This is a genomic window from Actinokineospora alba, assembly GCF_004362515.1.
GTDB lineage: Bacteria > Actinomycetota > Actinomycetes > Mycobacteriales > Pseudonocardiaceae > Actinokineospora > Actinokineospora alba.
This window is the reverse complement of record NZ_SNXU01000001.1, coordinates 1,001,906-1,017,113: the sequence shown is the minus strand read 5'-3', so window position 1 is coordinate 1,017,113 and position 15,208 is coordinate 1,001,906. Positions and strand designations below refer to the sequence as shown.

The following is a 15,208-nucleotide window of genomic DNA, read 5'->3' as shown; positions in this document are numbered from 1 at the left end:
ATGCGAGCGGTGATCTTCGACTGGGGCGGCACCCTCACCCCTTGGGTGACCATGGACATGCGCGCCGGCTGGCAGATCTACGCCGACATCATCCACGCCGACGACCCGGAGCAGGCCAAGGCCATCGCCGAGGCGCTGTTGGCCGCCGACAACGCGGCCTGGTCGCGCTGCCGAGCGGAGGCCACGGCGTTCACACTGAGCCACGTGTTGACCGAGGTGGGCGTGCCGGAGCACGAGGCGGCTTGGGCTGCGTACCGGGCTTTCTGGGACCAGGCCACGTACACCGACCCCGAAGTGACCCCGCTGCTGACCGAACTCCGCGCTCGCGGCCTGCGCACCGGCGTCCTGTCGTCCACATCCTGGCCCGGCACCTGGCACGAGGAAATCCTGATCCGCGACAACGTCCGCCACCTCTTCGACGCGTGCGTGTGGAGCAGCGACCTGGAGTACACCAAGCCGCACCCGAAGTCCTTCGAAGCCGCCATGCACGCCATCGGCATCGACGACCCGGCGGACTGCGTCTACGTCGGCGACCGCCCCCACGACGACATCAACGGTGCCAAGTCGGCGGGGATGAAGGCGATCTTGATCCCGCACAGCGACATTCCCGTGGACCAGCAGGTCCCGGTGGACGTCGAACCGGACGCGATCCTGCACCGCCTGTCGGACCTGCCGAAGATCCTCGACAGCTGGAAGTAACTTGAGCTAGTCCGCGATCCCCCGAACCACCCCAAGCTCGACAAGATCCGACGGCCGCAACCGCAACTGCTCCGCGGTACCCGGAACCTCCTCCGGCGACCGTTTCAAAATCGCCGCACACAACTCCGGGGCGATCACCGAGAAATAGGCGTCCGGAGTGATCCAGGTCCGATCCGGCGCCGCCAACGCCAATGCTCCGCCCGACCCGCCTTCGCCAATCACCAGAGTTGTCACGGGCACCCGCGCCGCCGCCACGGTCGCGAACAATTCCGCGATGGCAGGCCCGGCTCCCGCCCGCTCAGCAGCGGCATCATTCGCTGCCCCTGGCGTATCGACCAAAGTCAGCACAGAGATCCCCAACCGCTCGGCCAACCGAATCAGTCGAGCCGCTGTCCGGAACCCGGCGGGCGTGGTGGCGGTCCCAGTCTGTGCCGCGTAGGCAACGGCATGCCGCCCTCGCAGCCCGATCCCGCACAACATCCCCGCATCCACGCCACCGCAACGATCCCCGGAAATCGGCCGCCGCACGTCGAAGTAATCGTCCAAATAGGATTCGGCATGCGGCCGAGCCGCCGACCGGGCGTGCCGAACCGCCGACCAAGCATCGGAAGCGGGCTCGGCAGATCCCAGCGCCCGCGGTACCTCGGCAGGCTCAGGCGCCCCAGAACTCAGCAGCAGCAACCATTCCGTCAAGACTGAATCGACATCTTCGAGGGCGCACACCTCATCGATATGCCCGTTGGCAAGCTGCCCCTCAGCCGTATAAGCCGGGTCGTCACCGATTGGCCGCACCCGCCGACCGGCGAACCCAACCTGTGCCTCCTCGACCCCGATGACCACATCCGCCCCCGCGCCGAGCGAAGCCCACAGCCCGCCCGTCGTGGGGTCGCGGAGTACCGAGATCTGCGGAACGCCCGCTTGGTGCAGCAGGGTCGACTGCCGTGCGACGCGCTGGAGTTGGTGCAGGGAAAGCATTCCCTCGTGCATCCGACTGCCGCCGGTGGCGATCAGCGAGACCAACGGCGTCCGGGTTTCCCTGGCCCGAGTGAACGCGTACTCGATTCGGTCACCCGTCGCACTGCCGACCGACCCACCCAGGAATCGGAAGTCGAACACCACGAGCACGGCCGCGACGCCACCCACGCGACCTTCACCGCACACCACGGACTCGGTTTCACCTGATGTCTGCGAAGCCCGTTCACGTGCCTCCCCATAGCCGGCCCATCCCAACGGTCCGTCACCAGGTGCCAGGGCTTTCGGGGGGAACTCGGTGAAGTCGGTGGTGATGGCGGCGATCAGGTGCCGCGCTCCCTCGTCAGGCATGCAGCGCTCGCTTGGTGACCTTGCCCATTTCGTTGCGCGGCAACGCGTCCAGGTAGTGAACCACCCGCGGGCGCTTGTGTGGTGACAGCAGTGCGGCCACGTGGTCGGCCAACTCCTTCGCTGACGGCGGCTCACCCGAAGGCACCACCCACGCCACGATCCGCTCGCCCAAGTCCTCGTCCGGCTCACCCGTCACCGCGACCTCCGCGACCCCCGGGTGCTCCAACAGCGCGTTCTCGATCTCGCCCGCGCCGATCTTGTAGCCGCCGCTCTTGATCAGGTCCGTGGCCCGCCGACCGACGATCCGCACATACCCGTCCGGCGACCGCACCGCCATGTCCCCGGTCCGGAACCACCCGTCCCGCAACGCTTCCGCCGTCGCGTCCGGGCGGTTCAGGTAGCCCAGGAACAGGTTCGGCCCCCGCACCTCGATCTCGCCGATCTCGCCGTCGGGCACCAAGGCGCCGGAGTCGACCAGCCGCACCTCCACGCCGTCGACCGGGGGCCCCACGAAACCGGGCCGCCGGTCGCCGGACGCGCGCACGGCGCAGTTCATCAGGGTCTCGGTCATCCCGTACCGCTCGACGACCTCCTGACCCGTCGCCTTCGTGATCCGCGCGTGGTCGGTCGCGGGCAGCGCCGCCGAACCGGACACCAGCAGCCGGGCCCGCCCGACCGCCGCGGCCAGGTCGGCGTCGGCCTCGCAGTCCGCCGCGAGCCGGTGGTACATCGTCGGGACGCCGAACATGACCGTCGCCGAGCCGGACAGGGCCGCCGCGATCGCGTGCGTGTCGAACTTGCCTATGTGGTGCACCGCGCCGCCCAGCCGCAGGGGGCCGAGCACCCCGAGGATCAGGCCGTGCACATGGAATAGCGGCAGCGCGTGCACCACCGTGTCCGCGGCCGTCCACTCCCACGCCTGCGCGAGCGCGTCCAGGTTCGACGCGATGGCCCGGCGGGGGAGGAGCACGCCCTTCGGCGGCCCGGTGGTGCCCGACGTGTAGACGACGAACGCGGGCGACTCCGGGTCGGCTTCGGCGGGCAGCGGCCCGTCGAGCCGGGCCGTCACGTCGACCGTCACCCCATCGGGGCCGCCGATCACCAGGTCGGGTGAGCTGTCGCCCAGGATGTGCGCGAGTTCGCGCTCGCCGATCTTCGGATTGATCGGCACCACCGCCGCCCCCGCGAGCAGGACGCCGACGACGGCGACGCAGGTCTGCAAGGTCGGAGTGGCCCACACGGCGACCCGGCGGGCCCCGCCCACCTGGGCCGCGACCGCCTTGGCCGCCGCGGCGAGCTCGGCGTGGGTGAGGACGTCGGACCCGAATCGGAGCGCTTCACGCTCGTCCGGAACAGCCAGGGTGGGCAGCAGCACGACGCCAACCCTAGTGCCGCCGAACGCTCACTGGCAGTTATCGCCGTCACGTGCGCAAGCGTTTGCGACCGCGCCCCACGTGCCCGAAGGCACGCCTCGTACTCTTGACAACCGTGCTGGTACTCGCTGTGGACACCGCTACGCCCGCGGTCACCGCCGGTGTCGTCGAACTGACCGACGGGCGCCCCCGCGTGCTGGCCGAGTGCGTCACGGTCGACGCCAAGGCCCACGGGGAACTGCTCACCCCGCACGTGCGCGACGCCCTCGCCGCGGCCGGTCGAACACTCGCCGACCTCGACGCGATCGTCTGCGGCATCGGCCCGGGCCCGTTCACCGGTCTGCGCGCGGGCATGGTCACCGCCGCCGCCCTCGGCCACAGCCTCGACCGGCCCGTGTACCCGGTCTGCTCGCTCGACGCGATCGCCGCCGACGCCCCTGGTGAGCCGCTGCTGGTCGTCACCGACGCGCGTCGCCGCGAGGTCTACTGGGCCGCCTACGACGGTGCCCGGCTCACCGAGCCCGCCGTCACCCCGCCCGCCGAACTCGCCGAGCGGATCGCCGAACTCGGCGTCGTCCGCGCCGCGGGCTACGGCGCCAAGCTCTACGCCGAGGTCCTGGGCCTGCCCGTCGTCGACCCGGACCACCCGAGCCCGCTCGGGCTGGTCGCCGCCGCCGACTTCACCGCCGACCCCGGCCCGCTCACCCCGCTGTACCTGCGCAGGCCCGACGCGGTCGAGCCCGGCGCGCGCAAGCGGGTGAGTCCGAGGTGACCGTGCGCCTCGAACCGCTGCGGCGCGAGGACCTGCGCCGCTGCGCCGAACTGGAGAAGATCCTGTTCTCCGGCGAAGACCCGTGGAGCGAGTCCGCGTTCGCCTCGGAGCTGGACTGGGGTCACTACTACCTCGGCGCCTACGTCGACGACAAGCTCGTCGGCTACGCCGGACTGTCCGTGGCCGGGGCGCCCGGCGACATGGAAGCCAGCGTCCACACCCTCGGCGTCGACCCGGCGTTCCAGCGCCAGGGCATCGGCGAGCTGCTGCTGCGCGCCCTGCTCGCCCGGGCCGACGAGGAGTCCGCCGCCGTGTTCCTCGAAGTGCGCACGGACAACAAGTCCGCCATCGCGCTCTACGAGAAGCACGGCTTCACCACCATCGGCCTGCGCCGCCGCTACTACCAGCCCTCGGGCGCCGACGCCTTCACCATGGCGCGGCCCGAGAACGCCGGAGTCCCCGTGGAGGAGACCACGTGACGATCATCCTGGGCATCGAGAGCTCCTGCGACGAGACCGGCGTCGGCATCGTCCGGCTCGACCGCGACGGCGGCGTCGAGCTGCTCGCCGACGAGGTCGCGTCCAGCGTCGACCAGCACGTCCGGTTCGGTGGTGTGGTGCCGGAGATCGCCAGCCGCGCGCACCTGGAGGCGATGGTCCCGACCATGCGCCGCGCGTTCGAGGTCGCGGGCCTCGGGCTGTCCGATGTGGACGCGATCACCGTCACCTGTGGACCTGGGCTGTCCGGCGCGCTGCTAGTGGGTGTCTCGGCCGCCAAGGCGTACGCGATGTCGCTGGGCGTACCCCTCTACGGCGCCAACCACCTGGCGGGCCATGTCGCCGCCGACACGCTCGACCACGGTCCGCTGCCGTCGCCGTGCCTGGCGCTGCTGGTCTCCGGTGGCCACAGCCAGCTCCTGCGGGTGGACGACCTGTCGGGCAAGATCACCGAGATCGGCTCGACCATCGACGACGCCGCGGGCGAGGCCTACGACAAGGTCGCCAGGGTCATCGGCCTGCCCTATCCCGGCGGCCCGCCGATCGACAAGGCCGCCCAGCGCGGCAACCCCAAGGCGATCGCCTTCCCGCGAGGCCTCACCGGTCCCCGCGACGCCAAGTACGACTTCTCGTTCTCCGGGTTGAAGACGTCGGTCGCCCGCTGGGTCGAGGCCCGCGAGCGCGACGGCGAGGAAATCCCGGTCGACGACGTCTGCGCGTCCTTCCAGGAAGCCGTCGCCGACGTCCTGACCGCGAAGGCCGTGCGCGCCGCCACGGAACTCGGCATCGGCACCATGGTCATCTCCGGAGGGGTCGCCGCGAACTCCCGCCTCAAGGTCCTGGCCGCCGAACGCTGCGCCGCCGCGGGCATCGAACTGCGCGTCCCGCGCCCTCGCCTGTGCACCGACAACGGCGCCATGATGGCCGCCCTCGGCGCCCACCTCGTGGCGGCGGGCGTCCAACCGTCCTCTTTGGACCTCTCGGCGAACCCGGCCCTGCCGGTCTCGACGGTCTCGGTCTAAATCGCGTTGCCCTGGGGGCGGCTGTCGGACATAGTTCCGTTCGACAGCAACGAAACCCGGAGGTGACCGTGCACAGCAAGTCCAAGGCCGACAGGTCCCTGGAGTGCGCCCGCCGCCGGGGTTCCCCATGATCACCTGATCGTGAGGAGCCGCCGTCCGCAGTGTCGAACGGCGGCTTTTTGTTGTCAGCGCCCGGCTTCCTGGGGGAGTCGGGGGCGTCCCGCGCACGGGCGGTCCCATCCCATCAACCATTCGGTCCGGTGCACCGGGCGGAAGTGCTTCCGTGCGAGCACTTCCGCCCGAACCGATCATCGCCGCATGCACACCCGCAGCGCCGGATCCAGCCCAAGCCCGGCCTCGTGCGCCACCAACGCGGCCAACCCGGGCGTCGGCTCCACGACCTCGAACCCGATCTTCGCGTAGTAGACCCCGTTCCACGGCAGGTCCCGGTAGGTCGTCAGGGTCAGCCCCGCCAGCCCCCGCGCGCGTGCCCAAGCGTCGAGGTGATCGATCAGCCGCGCCCCGAGCCGCCGCCCCCGAAACCGCGGATCAACACTCACCTGCGCGACATGCGCGCACTCGTCGACCACCTCGGCGAGCAGATACCCACCGACGACCCCGTCCTCGACGGCCACCCAGCACCGCCCGTCCCCGGCGAACTCCGCGAGCACCTCGACGGGCGGCGGCGGCATGTCGGCGATGAAGTCCATCCCGACCGTCCGGAACACCTCACCCGCGAGGACCTCGATCTCCCGCAGCCGCTCGAAGTCGCCTGCCACCGCTTCGCGAATCATCCGCGGATTGACCCACAACCCGGCGGTCGCCCGCCACGGGTTTAGGTCGTTGACCCACACCACACCAGGGGCGCGTTGCACGGTTAGCACTCGCGTGGGTAGAAACCCGGCGCTTCAGGCGGTTACACAGCGTGTTCATTGGCCTCGCAGCTCGGAGGGGATTTCCGTTGTGTCCCAATGGATATCCCTTCGGCGGGAGTCGGGATGCGTCTGGGACTGTCTGTGATCGCGAGGGGCTTGCCGGCGGTGTCCACGGAACAGACGCGGAACAGATCCCGAGCGCGGAAGTGCCACCGGACCTGGGGTTTTCCCGGCCGAGGGCACTTCCATCGTAGGCGCATTCAGTCGCGGTCATCGTCCGCCCGCAGGAACGCCTCAATGCGCTGGTTCATCTGGTCGGACGCGCCGTAGATCACCTTCGCGTAGACGGCCGTGAGCATCTGGACCGTGTGGCCCGCCCGCTTGGCCACCTCCGGCAGGGAGACCCCCGCCGCGATCCACGAGGACACGGCCGCGTGCCGCAAGTCGTACGGTCGGCGTGCCAGCGGCGAGGCGACCTGTCGAGGAGCGAGCCCGTAGGGCCGTGCGAGCCTCCAGATGTCCGTGTAAGACGCGCTCGGCACCGGTCCGCCCCCATTACCCCGGAACAGCCGCCCGTCCTCTGCCGTCCCGATCTGGTCGATATGCGCGGACAGGATGCGCACCAGCTCGGGAGGAATCGGCACGCGGCGCGTGATGCCCTCGGCGCGATGCTTCAACGATCGAGCCTCGAAGATGTGGCCGCCGTTGTACCGAGCCGCCGTGCTGCTCAACGAACCAGGCAGCACAAGTTCACCCCAACCTGTGTTGGGTAGGTGACAGTGCTGCTCAGCGAGCATCCGGGCCTCACTCGGTCGCATTCCCGCGTAGTAGAGCGTCGCGAAGAACGGGAGCCAGGACGGATTCGTCCCGCGCGGACGCGCATAGGTGACAGCCGCCAACAACGCCCGAGCTTGCGCGGGATTGACGACCACACCCGGATCAATCGCGATCCCACTCCTGAACCGCGACAGGCTCATGTTCTTGAACGGGTTATCGGATACGTACGACCGCGTCACCGCGTAAGAAAGCGCCTGCACGAGTGCGCCCTTGCGGGTGTCAATCGTCGTCACCGCCGCTTTCCGGCCGTCCAACCGTTCGCCCAGCTTCCGCCCGAGGCGGGTCACCTCGACGTCGTCGACCAGCTCGGCCACTTTCCGCGAATGCTCGGTGAGCCAGCTCGCGATCCGCGCTTGTTCGTCGGATGGAGCGAGAGCCGCGGAGCGAGGAGGCAGGACGACGGTGGTCAACGTTCGACGAACCAACGCAGGGTCAGTGTCAGGCTCGGAGTCGAGAAATCCTTGCACCGCAACGGCAAGCCCGCAGACAAGCCGATCCCGAGAACTCGGCGACATATCCGGCCAAACCTCACCAAGGAACTCCCGCGCGACCTGCAACAGCGTCGGAGCGTGCGCATCTCGATAGAGCGATTGCGGCAGTCCGGTGGTGATATCGAACGCCTCACCCCGATTCGCCGCCAGGACCAGCTTGCCAAGGTGCGACTTGGCAAGAGCCTTCGTGGTGAACCACTCGGAGTGCTCGCGTCCACCGGTCACCCAACGAACGCCGTAGGGCCGTTTCCGACGCTTTCCATTGGCATCCGGTTTGAGCGTCTTGATCTCCCAGAACCGGACCTGATGCGTGGGCTTCATGCCGCCCTCCCACGTTGTTTGGCTATCCAGTCCAGGAGGTCAGCCATCGGGAACCGGAGGTGCCCGTTGGGCAGCTTGAAGGCAGGCGGAGCCGCGTTGATCTCCCGCCATTCGTAAAGCGTGTCTCGCGTGATCTTGAGGTAGGCGCAGAGTTCCGGCGTGCTCAAAAGCTGATCAAAGGTGTCGTGGTCCATCTCGTTCCCCCAGGTCAGGCCGCTATGGGCGGAGTTGCTGAAACATTGGCCGCGAGGAGCGCGGCGTCGTATTCGGCCCGCCATCGGATGCGTTCGGAGATGGCGTGCATGAGCAGGTGCGCCCGTGGTGGAACGGTCGGGTCGCCGGGTTTGACCTTGTGCCAGACCAGCCGCTTCGGATCTGGCTGTTCCTTGACGACGCCGACTTCGGCGAGGGCCTGGACCACGAAGGCTTTGCGGTCGGCCCGGTGGTCGGCCAGCGTCTTCCCGGACCACTTCCGCGACACCAGCACCCGCCGTCCAGGAAGCCCGAGGGTTGATCGGCGGTGCGCCCGCCCCTTGCAGTGGCCGGGAGTGGTGCGGCTGGTCGCGCCGAGGGGTTGAACCCCGTAGAGCAGCCAGACCGCGCAGCGCGGCGAGCATGGAGTGATCTGGAGTTCGTCGTGGAGCCGGTCGTGGTGTTCGCGCTGCCGGTCCCCGGTGGACTCGATCACCTCACCGGTCGATTTCATGAGGTACTTGGTCAGGTAGCCGATGTGTCGCCCGGCTTGTTCGGTGCCGCCGAGGATGCCCTTGGAGTGCACCTGTGCCCCGAAGGTGGACACGTGCGCCGGGGCCTCGACCTGGTCGACCGCGTCCGCCCAGGCCGTCAACGGCTGTCGGGTGGTCGGGTCGACGAATTGCTCGCCGTTCCAGACCGGGACCACGCTGCCCGGGTAGACCAGCTCGTCATGCGGGGGCCACCACACCTGCAAGTAGGTGGCTGCCGTGACCTGCCGCAGGACCTCGTGCGGGATCGAACCGCGGATCGCGGTGTGCAGGTGCGGGGCGGCTCGTTTCTGTGGTTCGACGGTGGCGAAGTACTGCACGTCCCAGCCGACGACGCGGCGCAGGTTCTGCCACCACCGGTCGATCAGGGAGGCGAAGTGCACCGCGTCGCGAGCCGCCCGCCGGTAGTCGTAGGTGCGGAAGTCCACCGGTGTCCCGTCCCCGCGGACCGGACCGTAGGAGTCGCAGGTGAGCGTGACGAACATGGAGGGCCGGAACCCACCGGCGTACTGCCGCCCCACGGTGCGCTTCTCCACCTTCCGGCGTGGCAGGTTCGGTGCGTCTTGGCGCCGCTTGGTGGACCGTTTCGGAGCCCGCTTGCCCACCGCATCGGGGGAAGGCAGCCGACCCCGCACCCCGAGTGCGCGCAGTTCGTCGTCAACGGAGTGGATCTCATCGCGGAGTTCGTCGGCGTCGCCCGCCTGGCTCTGATCGACTGCCTCCCGGTAAGCGGCTACGAGGTCGGCCCGGTATGCCATCAGTTCTGTCTGATCGGCGGAGGGTGGCTCGGGGGCGAAGTCGGGTTCCTCTGCCATGTGCCAGCCCTCACGACACTGGACCATCCGCAGCGCCCGAGCCTTCCGCGCACACGGCCCACATACCGATTCCACGGTCGACCCGCACGGGACCGCCACGTGTCGGAGTTCGCCGGTGTCGAGGTCCCCGACTTCCATGGTGAACGGCCGGACACAGACCCCGTACTTCTCGGCCGTCGCGGTAACCACGTCGAAGGCAAGGGGTTGGCGCATCCGTTGCGCCCGAGTGCCTTCCGGTGCGGAGGCGATTGCGGTGCTCATGCCGCCACCCCCGCACCGTCAGCGGCCCAGGCCCGAAGGGTGGTCATGCCGACGCTTTGCTTGCCGCCGGGTTCCAGGTCGGGGAACACCGTTGGCGAGTAGGTGAGGCCGTCGAAGATCTTGACCTGGGTGCCGTCGGCGAGCGCACCGAACAGGTGCAGGTGGACCGAGTCTGGTCCTGCCCGCCAGGCCGAGGCCGTGACGTTGGTCAGGGTCGCGGCCCAGGACAGCAGTGCTGATGCCACACCGGCCAGCGTGTGGGCCTGGAGTTGGATCGTGACCGCGTCTTCCCGGCAGGCGTTGACCGACACATCCCATGGACCCGGGAGCGCCGGGTGTGTTGCCAGGTGATCCCGGATCGCGTCCAGCCTTGTCGTGAGGGTGTTCATGCCGTGGCCCCTTCCACGACGAACGGCACCGGCGCAGGCACCGGGGTGCGATCGGTGACGTAGGCGACGAGTGCGGCCAGGTCGTCATCGGTGACGTGGAACGCCCTAGCGCGCACCGGTTCTCGCTTCCCGTCCTCCTTGATCCAGGCGACACCGGGGACGTGTTCGCTGATCTCGTGCGCCGCAGCTCCCCGTTGGCGGACTCCGTCGCCGAGGACCATGTCGACCTGTGCGGGTTCGTCCAGGCGCATCGCGACGCGGGTGGAGAACAGGTGCCGGAACGGCACGATCTCCTTGCGTGGGTCCTGCAGCAGGCCGAGCACGCACACCCCCGGTGCCCGCCCTTGTGAGGTGATCGCCTGCAGCGCCCGGGCCGCTCGTTCCCGCAGGCCCTTGTCGGTTTGGTAGGCCACGACGTCGGCCAGTTCGTCAATCACCAGGAGAAGGAACGGGTCGCCGGTCTCCGCGGTCCAGGTGCGGCGCAGACCCCGGTAGGACTCGGCGCGGCGCTTCACCTCAGTGGCAATGTCTTCGAGCATGGTCACGGCCTTCTCGCCGTTGTCGAACACGACCCGATGGAACAGCTCCGGTGCCTGCCCCAGCTCCATCCCGCCTTTGGGGTCGATGCCGTAGAGGCGCACCGCCCCGGACTTGATCGCAGGTGCCAGCGCGTTGATCACCGACCAGAGCAGCGAGCCTTTACCGGCCCCGGAGACGCCGACGTTGAGAACGTGGGTGCCGAGCAGCCGCAGCCGCCACGGACGCCCTGACTCGGTCCGCCCGATCACCACCCGCTTCAGATCGACCGCGGACTCCTTCGCCCGGTCCGGCAGCGCGATCGGGGCCGCCAAGGGATCGGAGTGCACGAAGTCCAGTTCGAGCCGCCCAGGCTTCAACACTCGGACGCGACAGGAGTGAGCGTGGAAGGAATGCGCTAGCCCGGAGGCGTGCAGCTCCCATTGCTCGGGTGCTTGTCCTTTGACCATGCGGACCCGGACCCGGTCGCGCCACCCATCGGAGCGGACACGGCCGAGGCGTGGCCGGTATTCCTTGCCCCGCTTGTCTTTCACGAGATCAGCCAGGCGCATGACCGTCCGCCATTGCCAGGTGTAGATCATGCAGCGGCGGTACTCGGTGCGGATCTGTGGCATGGCGAACCGCTCGAACGAGGGCTCGTGCAGCCACCGCCACACCCCGAACAACATGAACACCACCGCGAGTCCGCCCGCGAACCACCATGGGCCGAACCCGGAATACGACCACCAGCCAGCGATCAGAACCACGATCGAGAGCGGGTAGCGCCAGACAACCTGGACCAGGTGCACGAGGCCCCATCCGAGCAAGCCGGTCAGGACGATCGGGGAGATGGCGAGCTTGACCCAGTGGGGCAGCAGCGTCCACCAGGGCAGGCGAGGCCGGGCGATCTCCAACGGTGCCGGGTCGACCCAGCGGGATTCCTTGCGTCCCATCAGAGCCCACCCCCGACCGTCGAGGCGCGACCCTGCACTAGCAAGACGTTCTGTGGATGTACTAGCGTGTTCACTGTCTACTCCGATGTCTGGTGTGGACAGCACGGAAGCGGGAAAGGTTGGTAGCCGGGTCCGCTTCTGTGCGCATGGTTTCCTTGCACCGCAACATGGGCGTGCGTCATCGCCGCACCACCCAAGCGCGTTTGTTTGTCTACAGTGGACTTATCGGGTCAGGTGATGAGCGCCGGATCAGCCTCCCCGGAACCCCGCAGCTTCACGACCTTGTCTTTCGCGAGCCAGGCTTCCGCCCCGGCTTCGTACCGGTGGCGGGTGTCGATCGCGGCGACGTGACGGAAGACCTCGGCCCTGTATTCGTGGTAGGCGATCCACTCTTCCCGCGGAGCGTCGAACGCCGGTGCCCGCCACAAGTACTCCCGCGCGGTCAGCAGCGTCGTCGGCAGCGGGTCAGTGTTGCGCCAGTCCTCTACCTTGGAAGCCACCACGGAACCTCCCTTCGGTTGGTTGTTGTGGGAGGCACGACGGCGGGCACCCGGGCCGCCAAGCAACGGAGCACCCGCCGCCGTGCCGGACTCAATGACCGGGCCCGGACAACCCAGGCCCGGCAGGGTTGATCCAGTGCCGCCCGGACCGTTCCACCGGCGCGGGCTCGCCGTCCGGGTCGATCTCCGCAGCCAGCCGAGCGGACTCCCGCGCCAGCACCCGGCAGAAGTTCGCCATCGCGACCAGCCCGTCAGGAAACGGCGCGACACTCAACAACACGTCCACCGTGTCCAGGCTGATCACCAACGCCGGGGGATGCCCTTCTCCGTACCGCACGACACCGGCAGACGACCCATGCCCAGGCGAACCCGACGCGGTGAACCGCAACGTTTGCCCGCTCATTGCCCACTTCCTTCGGATTGCTGAACGCGCAGGACCTCCATGCCCGCGCGACGTTCGAACTCCTCGGCCGCGACCACGGCCGCATGGCGAGCCCACAGCGGGATTGCCAGCTCTGCCGCAAGCACCCTCCAGGCACCCGCGACCTCAGCATACGCGCGAGACAGACGACGGATCGCGTCGAGGTCCACAGGCTGTGGACGAGACGCAGCGAACAAGGCCGCCGTCTGTTCGGCGTAGGCGACGTTCCAGCGGGCGACCGCATCCCGAGACGCCCGCCCCGTCATCACGCGGCGTTTTTCTGCTCAGCGGTAGCCGCAGGCTTGGCCGCCCGAGCACCGCCAGGAGCACGCATCCCGCCAGCCCGGAAGCTGTGCGCGATCCGCCCCTTGTTGTTCGCATACGGGGTGATGGTCAGCCGCTCGAACTCCACCGCCGCGTACGGGAACCCGTTGGCCTTCGGCGGCGGAACCGGCTGGTAGTCAGCAGCGATCTTCACCTTGAACTCGGCACCGAACCGAGCGGCTTCCTCGTTGGCGTCCAAGGCGCGGACGGTCCAGACGAGCTGGTTGGTCTCCTTGTCCCGCTCCTGCATCTTCGGAGCGGCCGGGTTGTCGGAGAACGCCATCGACGGCTCCACACCCAGCACGAACGCACCCAGCGGAAACACCTCACCGAAATCCACCGCGAACCGCGTCGGAATGACCGGCATCTCTACCTCCAGAGCTTGTCTAACCGGACTAGCCATGTCGTACAAGTAACAAGGTAGCCAGCTTGGCTAGACATGTCAACGCCAGGAATGGAGGGAGCTAGCTCGCTAGGTGAGCTAGACAAGATTGCCGATCCTGGTTGACACTTAAGTGTCAGCAGGAGTCATCAAGGAGAGGCGACATGGCACTGGACCCGGACGACCCGCGCCCGCCATACGTGCAGGTCGCGAACGCCCTAAGGGCGGCGATCCTGACCAAGAAGTTCACCGCGGGGGACAAGCTCCCATCCCGCAACGAACTCGCCAAGACCTACAACGTGGCACCCATGACCGTTCAGAACGCCCTCCGCGAACTACGCGACGAGGGCCTGATCGTGTCCCGTCAGGGCAGCGGCGTCTTCGTCCGCGAACGCACCGAGCGCCCAGTCGGCCTACGCCCCCACATCGAACGCGCCTTCGAAGCCGAACACGTCACCGTGGACTTCGCAGGCTTCTCCGGCGAAACCCTGCACGGAGCCATGCAAGAACCCCTCGACAAGATCCGAGCAGGCCGCCTTCGCCCCGAATCCCTCACGGTGCGCATCCTCATCCCCGACACGACAGCACCCCTGGCCATCCCGTGCCGCGTCGAGGACCTAGGCGACAGCCCCGAGTTCCGAGCCCGCGCAACCGCGATCATGCACCGCCACGTTGGCGCCATCACCGACACCGTCAACGAGCTGGGCTCACTCGGCATCGTCAACAAGGCCACGGCCACCGTGCGCGTCCACCATGCCGCCCCGCTATTCAAGCTCTACATCGTCAACAATGAAGAGGCATTCTTCGGCTTCTATCCAGTCCGGGAACACATCCTCACGTTCGGCGAAACCCCCACCCCGATCTACGACCTCATGGGTAAAGACGCCATCCTGTTCCACCACTCCACCACCGACGACGACACTTCCACGGGTTCTCAATACGTCGACCAAGCGCGGACTTGGTTCGACAGCATGTGGGGTACAGTGTCCAAGGAGTTCATTCCGTGACTCCTTCAGTCGATGAGCCAGCCAACCTCGGTAGCTACCTTAAGGATGTCCAGGCGCTTCTGCTCGATTTCGACGGACCGATTTGTAACGTTTTCGCCGGACTCTCAGCTGGCGTAGTCGCTGGCCAGTTACGCGGCGTCCTCGCCGACGGCGGCTGGCACGATCTCCCTGAGCATGTTTGTGAATCGCAAGATCCATTCACCGTTCTGATGTATGCTGCACAAATTAGCGCCAGGGACGCGGCTTATGTGGAAAGCGCATTTGCTGCTCACGAAGTGGAGGCCGTCCAGTTTGCGAACCCAACGCGCGGTGCGCATGACTTTGTCAAACTGTGGGCCGAAAGCGGTCGCACTCTCGCAGTAGTGAGCAACAACAGTCAGCAGGCGGTATCTGCATACCTCCATATGCATAAGATCGACAAATATGTAACGCATGTCTCGGCAAGAACTGGGCCGGATATGGCGAAGTTGAAACCGAACCCTTTCTTGCTCGAACAAGCATTAAATCTCCTGGGCTGCCGGTCCGAAGATGCGGGAATCATTGGTGATTCTACGACGGATATGCAAGCCGGACGTTCCGCTGGAATCCTTTGTGTCGGATACGCGAACAAACCGGAGAAACTGGTTACCCTTCGGCCATTCGCGCATGTCATCACCTCGACAATGGAAATAACATTCTAGTTCAGCG

At 67.6% G+C, this 15,208-nt stretch carries 17 protein-coding genes; 6 read left to right on the top strand and 11 right to left on the bottom strand.

Features of this window, described 5'->3' with window-relative positions; translation table 11 throughout:
• Nucleotides 1–699: an HAD family hydrolase gene (locus tag C8E96_RS04705; RefSeq protein ID WP_091382550.1), complete on the top strand. Its 699-nt coding sequence runs from the start codon at nt 1–3 to the stop codon at nt 697–699.
• Between the two features lie 6 nt (nt 700–705).
• Here C8E96_RS04705 and C8E96_RS04700 read toward each other — a convergent pair whose 3' ends face one another.
• On the bottom strand, nt 706–2,022 hold the full coding sequence (locus C8E96_RS04700) for a carboxyl transferase domain-containing protein (protein WP_091382548.1): 1,317 nt from the start codon (nt 2,020–2,022) through the stop codon (nt 706–708).
• Nucleotides 2,015–3,394, bottom strand: coding sequence for an acyl-CoA synthetase (locus C8E96_RS04695; RefSeq protein WP_091382908.1), 1,380 nt, complete (start codon nt 3,392–3,394; stop codon nt 2,015–2,017). Before C8E96_RS04695 ends, C8E96_RS04700 begins: the two co-directional genes overlap by 8 nt.
• A 116-nt stretch (nt 3,395–3,510) precedes the next feature.
• On the opposite strand from C8E96_RS04695, the gene tsaB reads away from it, so the two are divergent.
• Genes tsaB through tsaD form a run of 3 tightly spaced genes read left to right on the top strand, consistent with a single transcriptional unit; the run spans nt 3,511 to nt 5,686 of the window.
• Nucleotides 3,511–4,167, top strand: a complete 657-nt coding sequence (gene tsaB, locus C8E96_RS04690) for a tRNA (adenosine(37)-N6)-threonylcarbamoyltransferase complex dimerization subunit type 1 TsaB (protein ID WP_091382546.1) — start codon at nt 3,511–3,513, stop codon at nt 4,165–4,167.
• Nucleotides 4,168–4,169: 2 nt separating this feature from the next.
• Entirely contained in the window at nt 4,170–4,646 is a 477-nt protein-coding gene (gene rimI, locus C8E96_RS04685; protein WP_091382906.1) for a ribosomal protein S18-alanine N-acetyltransferase, read from the top strand.
• Entirely contained in the window at nt 4,643–5,686 is a 1,044-nt protein-coding gene (tsaD, locus tag C8E96_RS04680) for a tRNA (adenosine(37)-N6)-threonylcarbamoyltransferase complex transferase subunit TsaD (protein ID WP_091382544.1), read from the top strand. Before rimI ends, tsaD begins: the two co-directional genes overlap by 4 nt.
• Nucleotides 5,687–5,994: 308 nt before the next feature.
• On the opposite strand, the gene C8E96_RS04675 is transcribed toward tsaD, so the two are convergent.
• The 9 genes from C8E96_RS04675 to C8E96_RS04630 form a co-directional block, all read right to left on the bottom strand.
• A complete protein-coding gene (locus C8E96_RS04675) occupies nt 5,995–6,480 on the bottom strand; it encodes a GNAT family N-acetyltransferase (protein ID WP_091382537.1) in 486 nt (161 codons plus the stop codon).
• Between the two features lie 341 nt (nt 6,481–6,821).
• The gene (locus C8E96_RS04670) at nt 6,822–8,210 is read right to left on the bottom strand and encodes a tyrosine-type recombinase/integrase (RefSeq protein ID WP_091574608.1); all 1,389 of its coding nucleotides are present in this window, start codon (nt 8,208–8,210) and stop codon (nt 6,822–6,824) included.
• Nucleotides 8,207–8,404 (bottom strand): helix-turn-helix transcriptional regulator, encoded by a 198-nt coding sequence (locus C8E96_RS04665; protein ID WP_091384539.1) that lies wholly within the window; start codon nt 8,402–8,404, stop codon nt 8,207–8,209. The genes C8E96_RS04670 and C8E96_RS04665 overlap by 4 nt, the downstream gene beginning before the upstream one ends.
• Before the next feature lie 14 nt (nt 8,405–8,418).
• Complete coding sequence (locus C8E96_RS04660) at nt 8,419–10,029, bottom strand: replication initiator (protein WP_091384542.1); 1,611 nt, start codon at nt 10,027–10,029, stop codon at nt 8,419–8,421.
• Nucleotides 10,026–10,418 carry a hypothetical protein gene (locus tag C8E96_RS04655; RefSeq protein WP_091384545.1) on the bottom strand — a complete coding sequence of 131 codons (393 nt, stop codon included), beginning with the start codon at nt 10,416–10,418 and terminating at the stop codon, nt 10,026–10,028. Before C8E96_RS04655 ends, C8E96_RS04660 begins: the two co-directional genes overlap by 4 nt.
• Complete coding sequence (locus tag C8E96_RS04650; RefSeq protein WP_091574606.1) at nt 10,415–11,887, bottom strand: FtsK/SpoIIIE domain-containing protein; 1,473 nt, start codon at nt 11,885–11,887, stop codon at nt 10,415–10,417. The genes C8E96_RS04655 and C8E96_RS04650 overlap by 4 nt, the downstream gene beginning before the upstream one ends.
• Before the next feature lie 230 nt (nt 11,888–12,117).
• The gene (locus C8E96_RS04645) at nt 12,118–12,387 is read right to left on the bottom strand and encodes an AMED_5909 family protein (RefSeq protein WP_091384530.1); all 270 of its coding nucleotides are present in this window, start codon (nt 12,385–12,387) and stop codon (nt 12,118–12,120) included.
• A gap of 91 nt (nt 12,388–12,478) precedes the next feature.
• Nucleotides 12,479–12,790 carry a hypothetical protein gene (locus C8E96_RS04640; protein WP_133794167.1) on the bottom strand — a complete coding sequence of 104 codons (312 nt, stop codon included), beginning with the start codon at nt 12,788–12,790 and terminating at the stop codon, nt 12,479–12,481.
• Nucleotides 12,791–13,073: 283 nt separating this feature from the next.
• Nucleotides 13,074–13,499: a hypothetical protein gene (locus C8E96_RS04630; RefSeq protein WP_091384524.1), complete on the bottom strand. Its 426-nt coding sequence runs from the start codon at nt 13,497–13,499 to the stop codon at nt 13,074–13,076.
• A 179-nt stretch (nt 13,500–13,678) separates the two neighbouring features.
• Between C8E96_RS04630 and C8E96_RS04625 the strand changes: the two genes are divergently transcribed.
• Nucleotides 13,679–14,521, top strand: a complete 843-nt coding sequence (locus C8E96_RS04625) for a GntR family transcriptional regulator (protein WP_176926871.1) — start codon at nt 13,679–13,681, stop codon at nt 14,519–14,521.
• Nucleotides 14,518–15,201 (top strand): HAD family hydrolase, encoded by a 684-nt coding sequence (locus tag C8E96_RS04620; protein ID WP_091384521.1) that lies wholly within the window; start codon nt 14,518–14,520, stop codon nt 15,199–15,201. The genes C8E96_RS04625 and C8E96_RS04620 overlap by 4 nt, the downstream gene beginning before the upstream one ends.
• Nucleotides 15,202–15,208 lie beyond the last annotated feature (7 nt).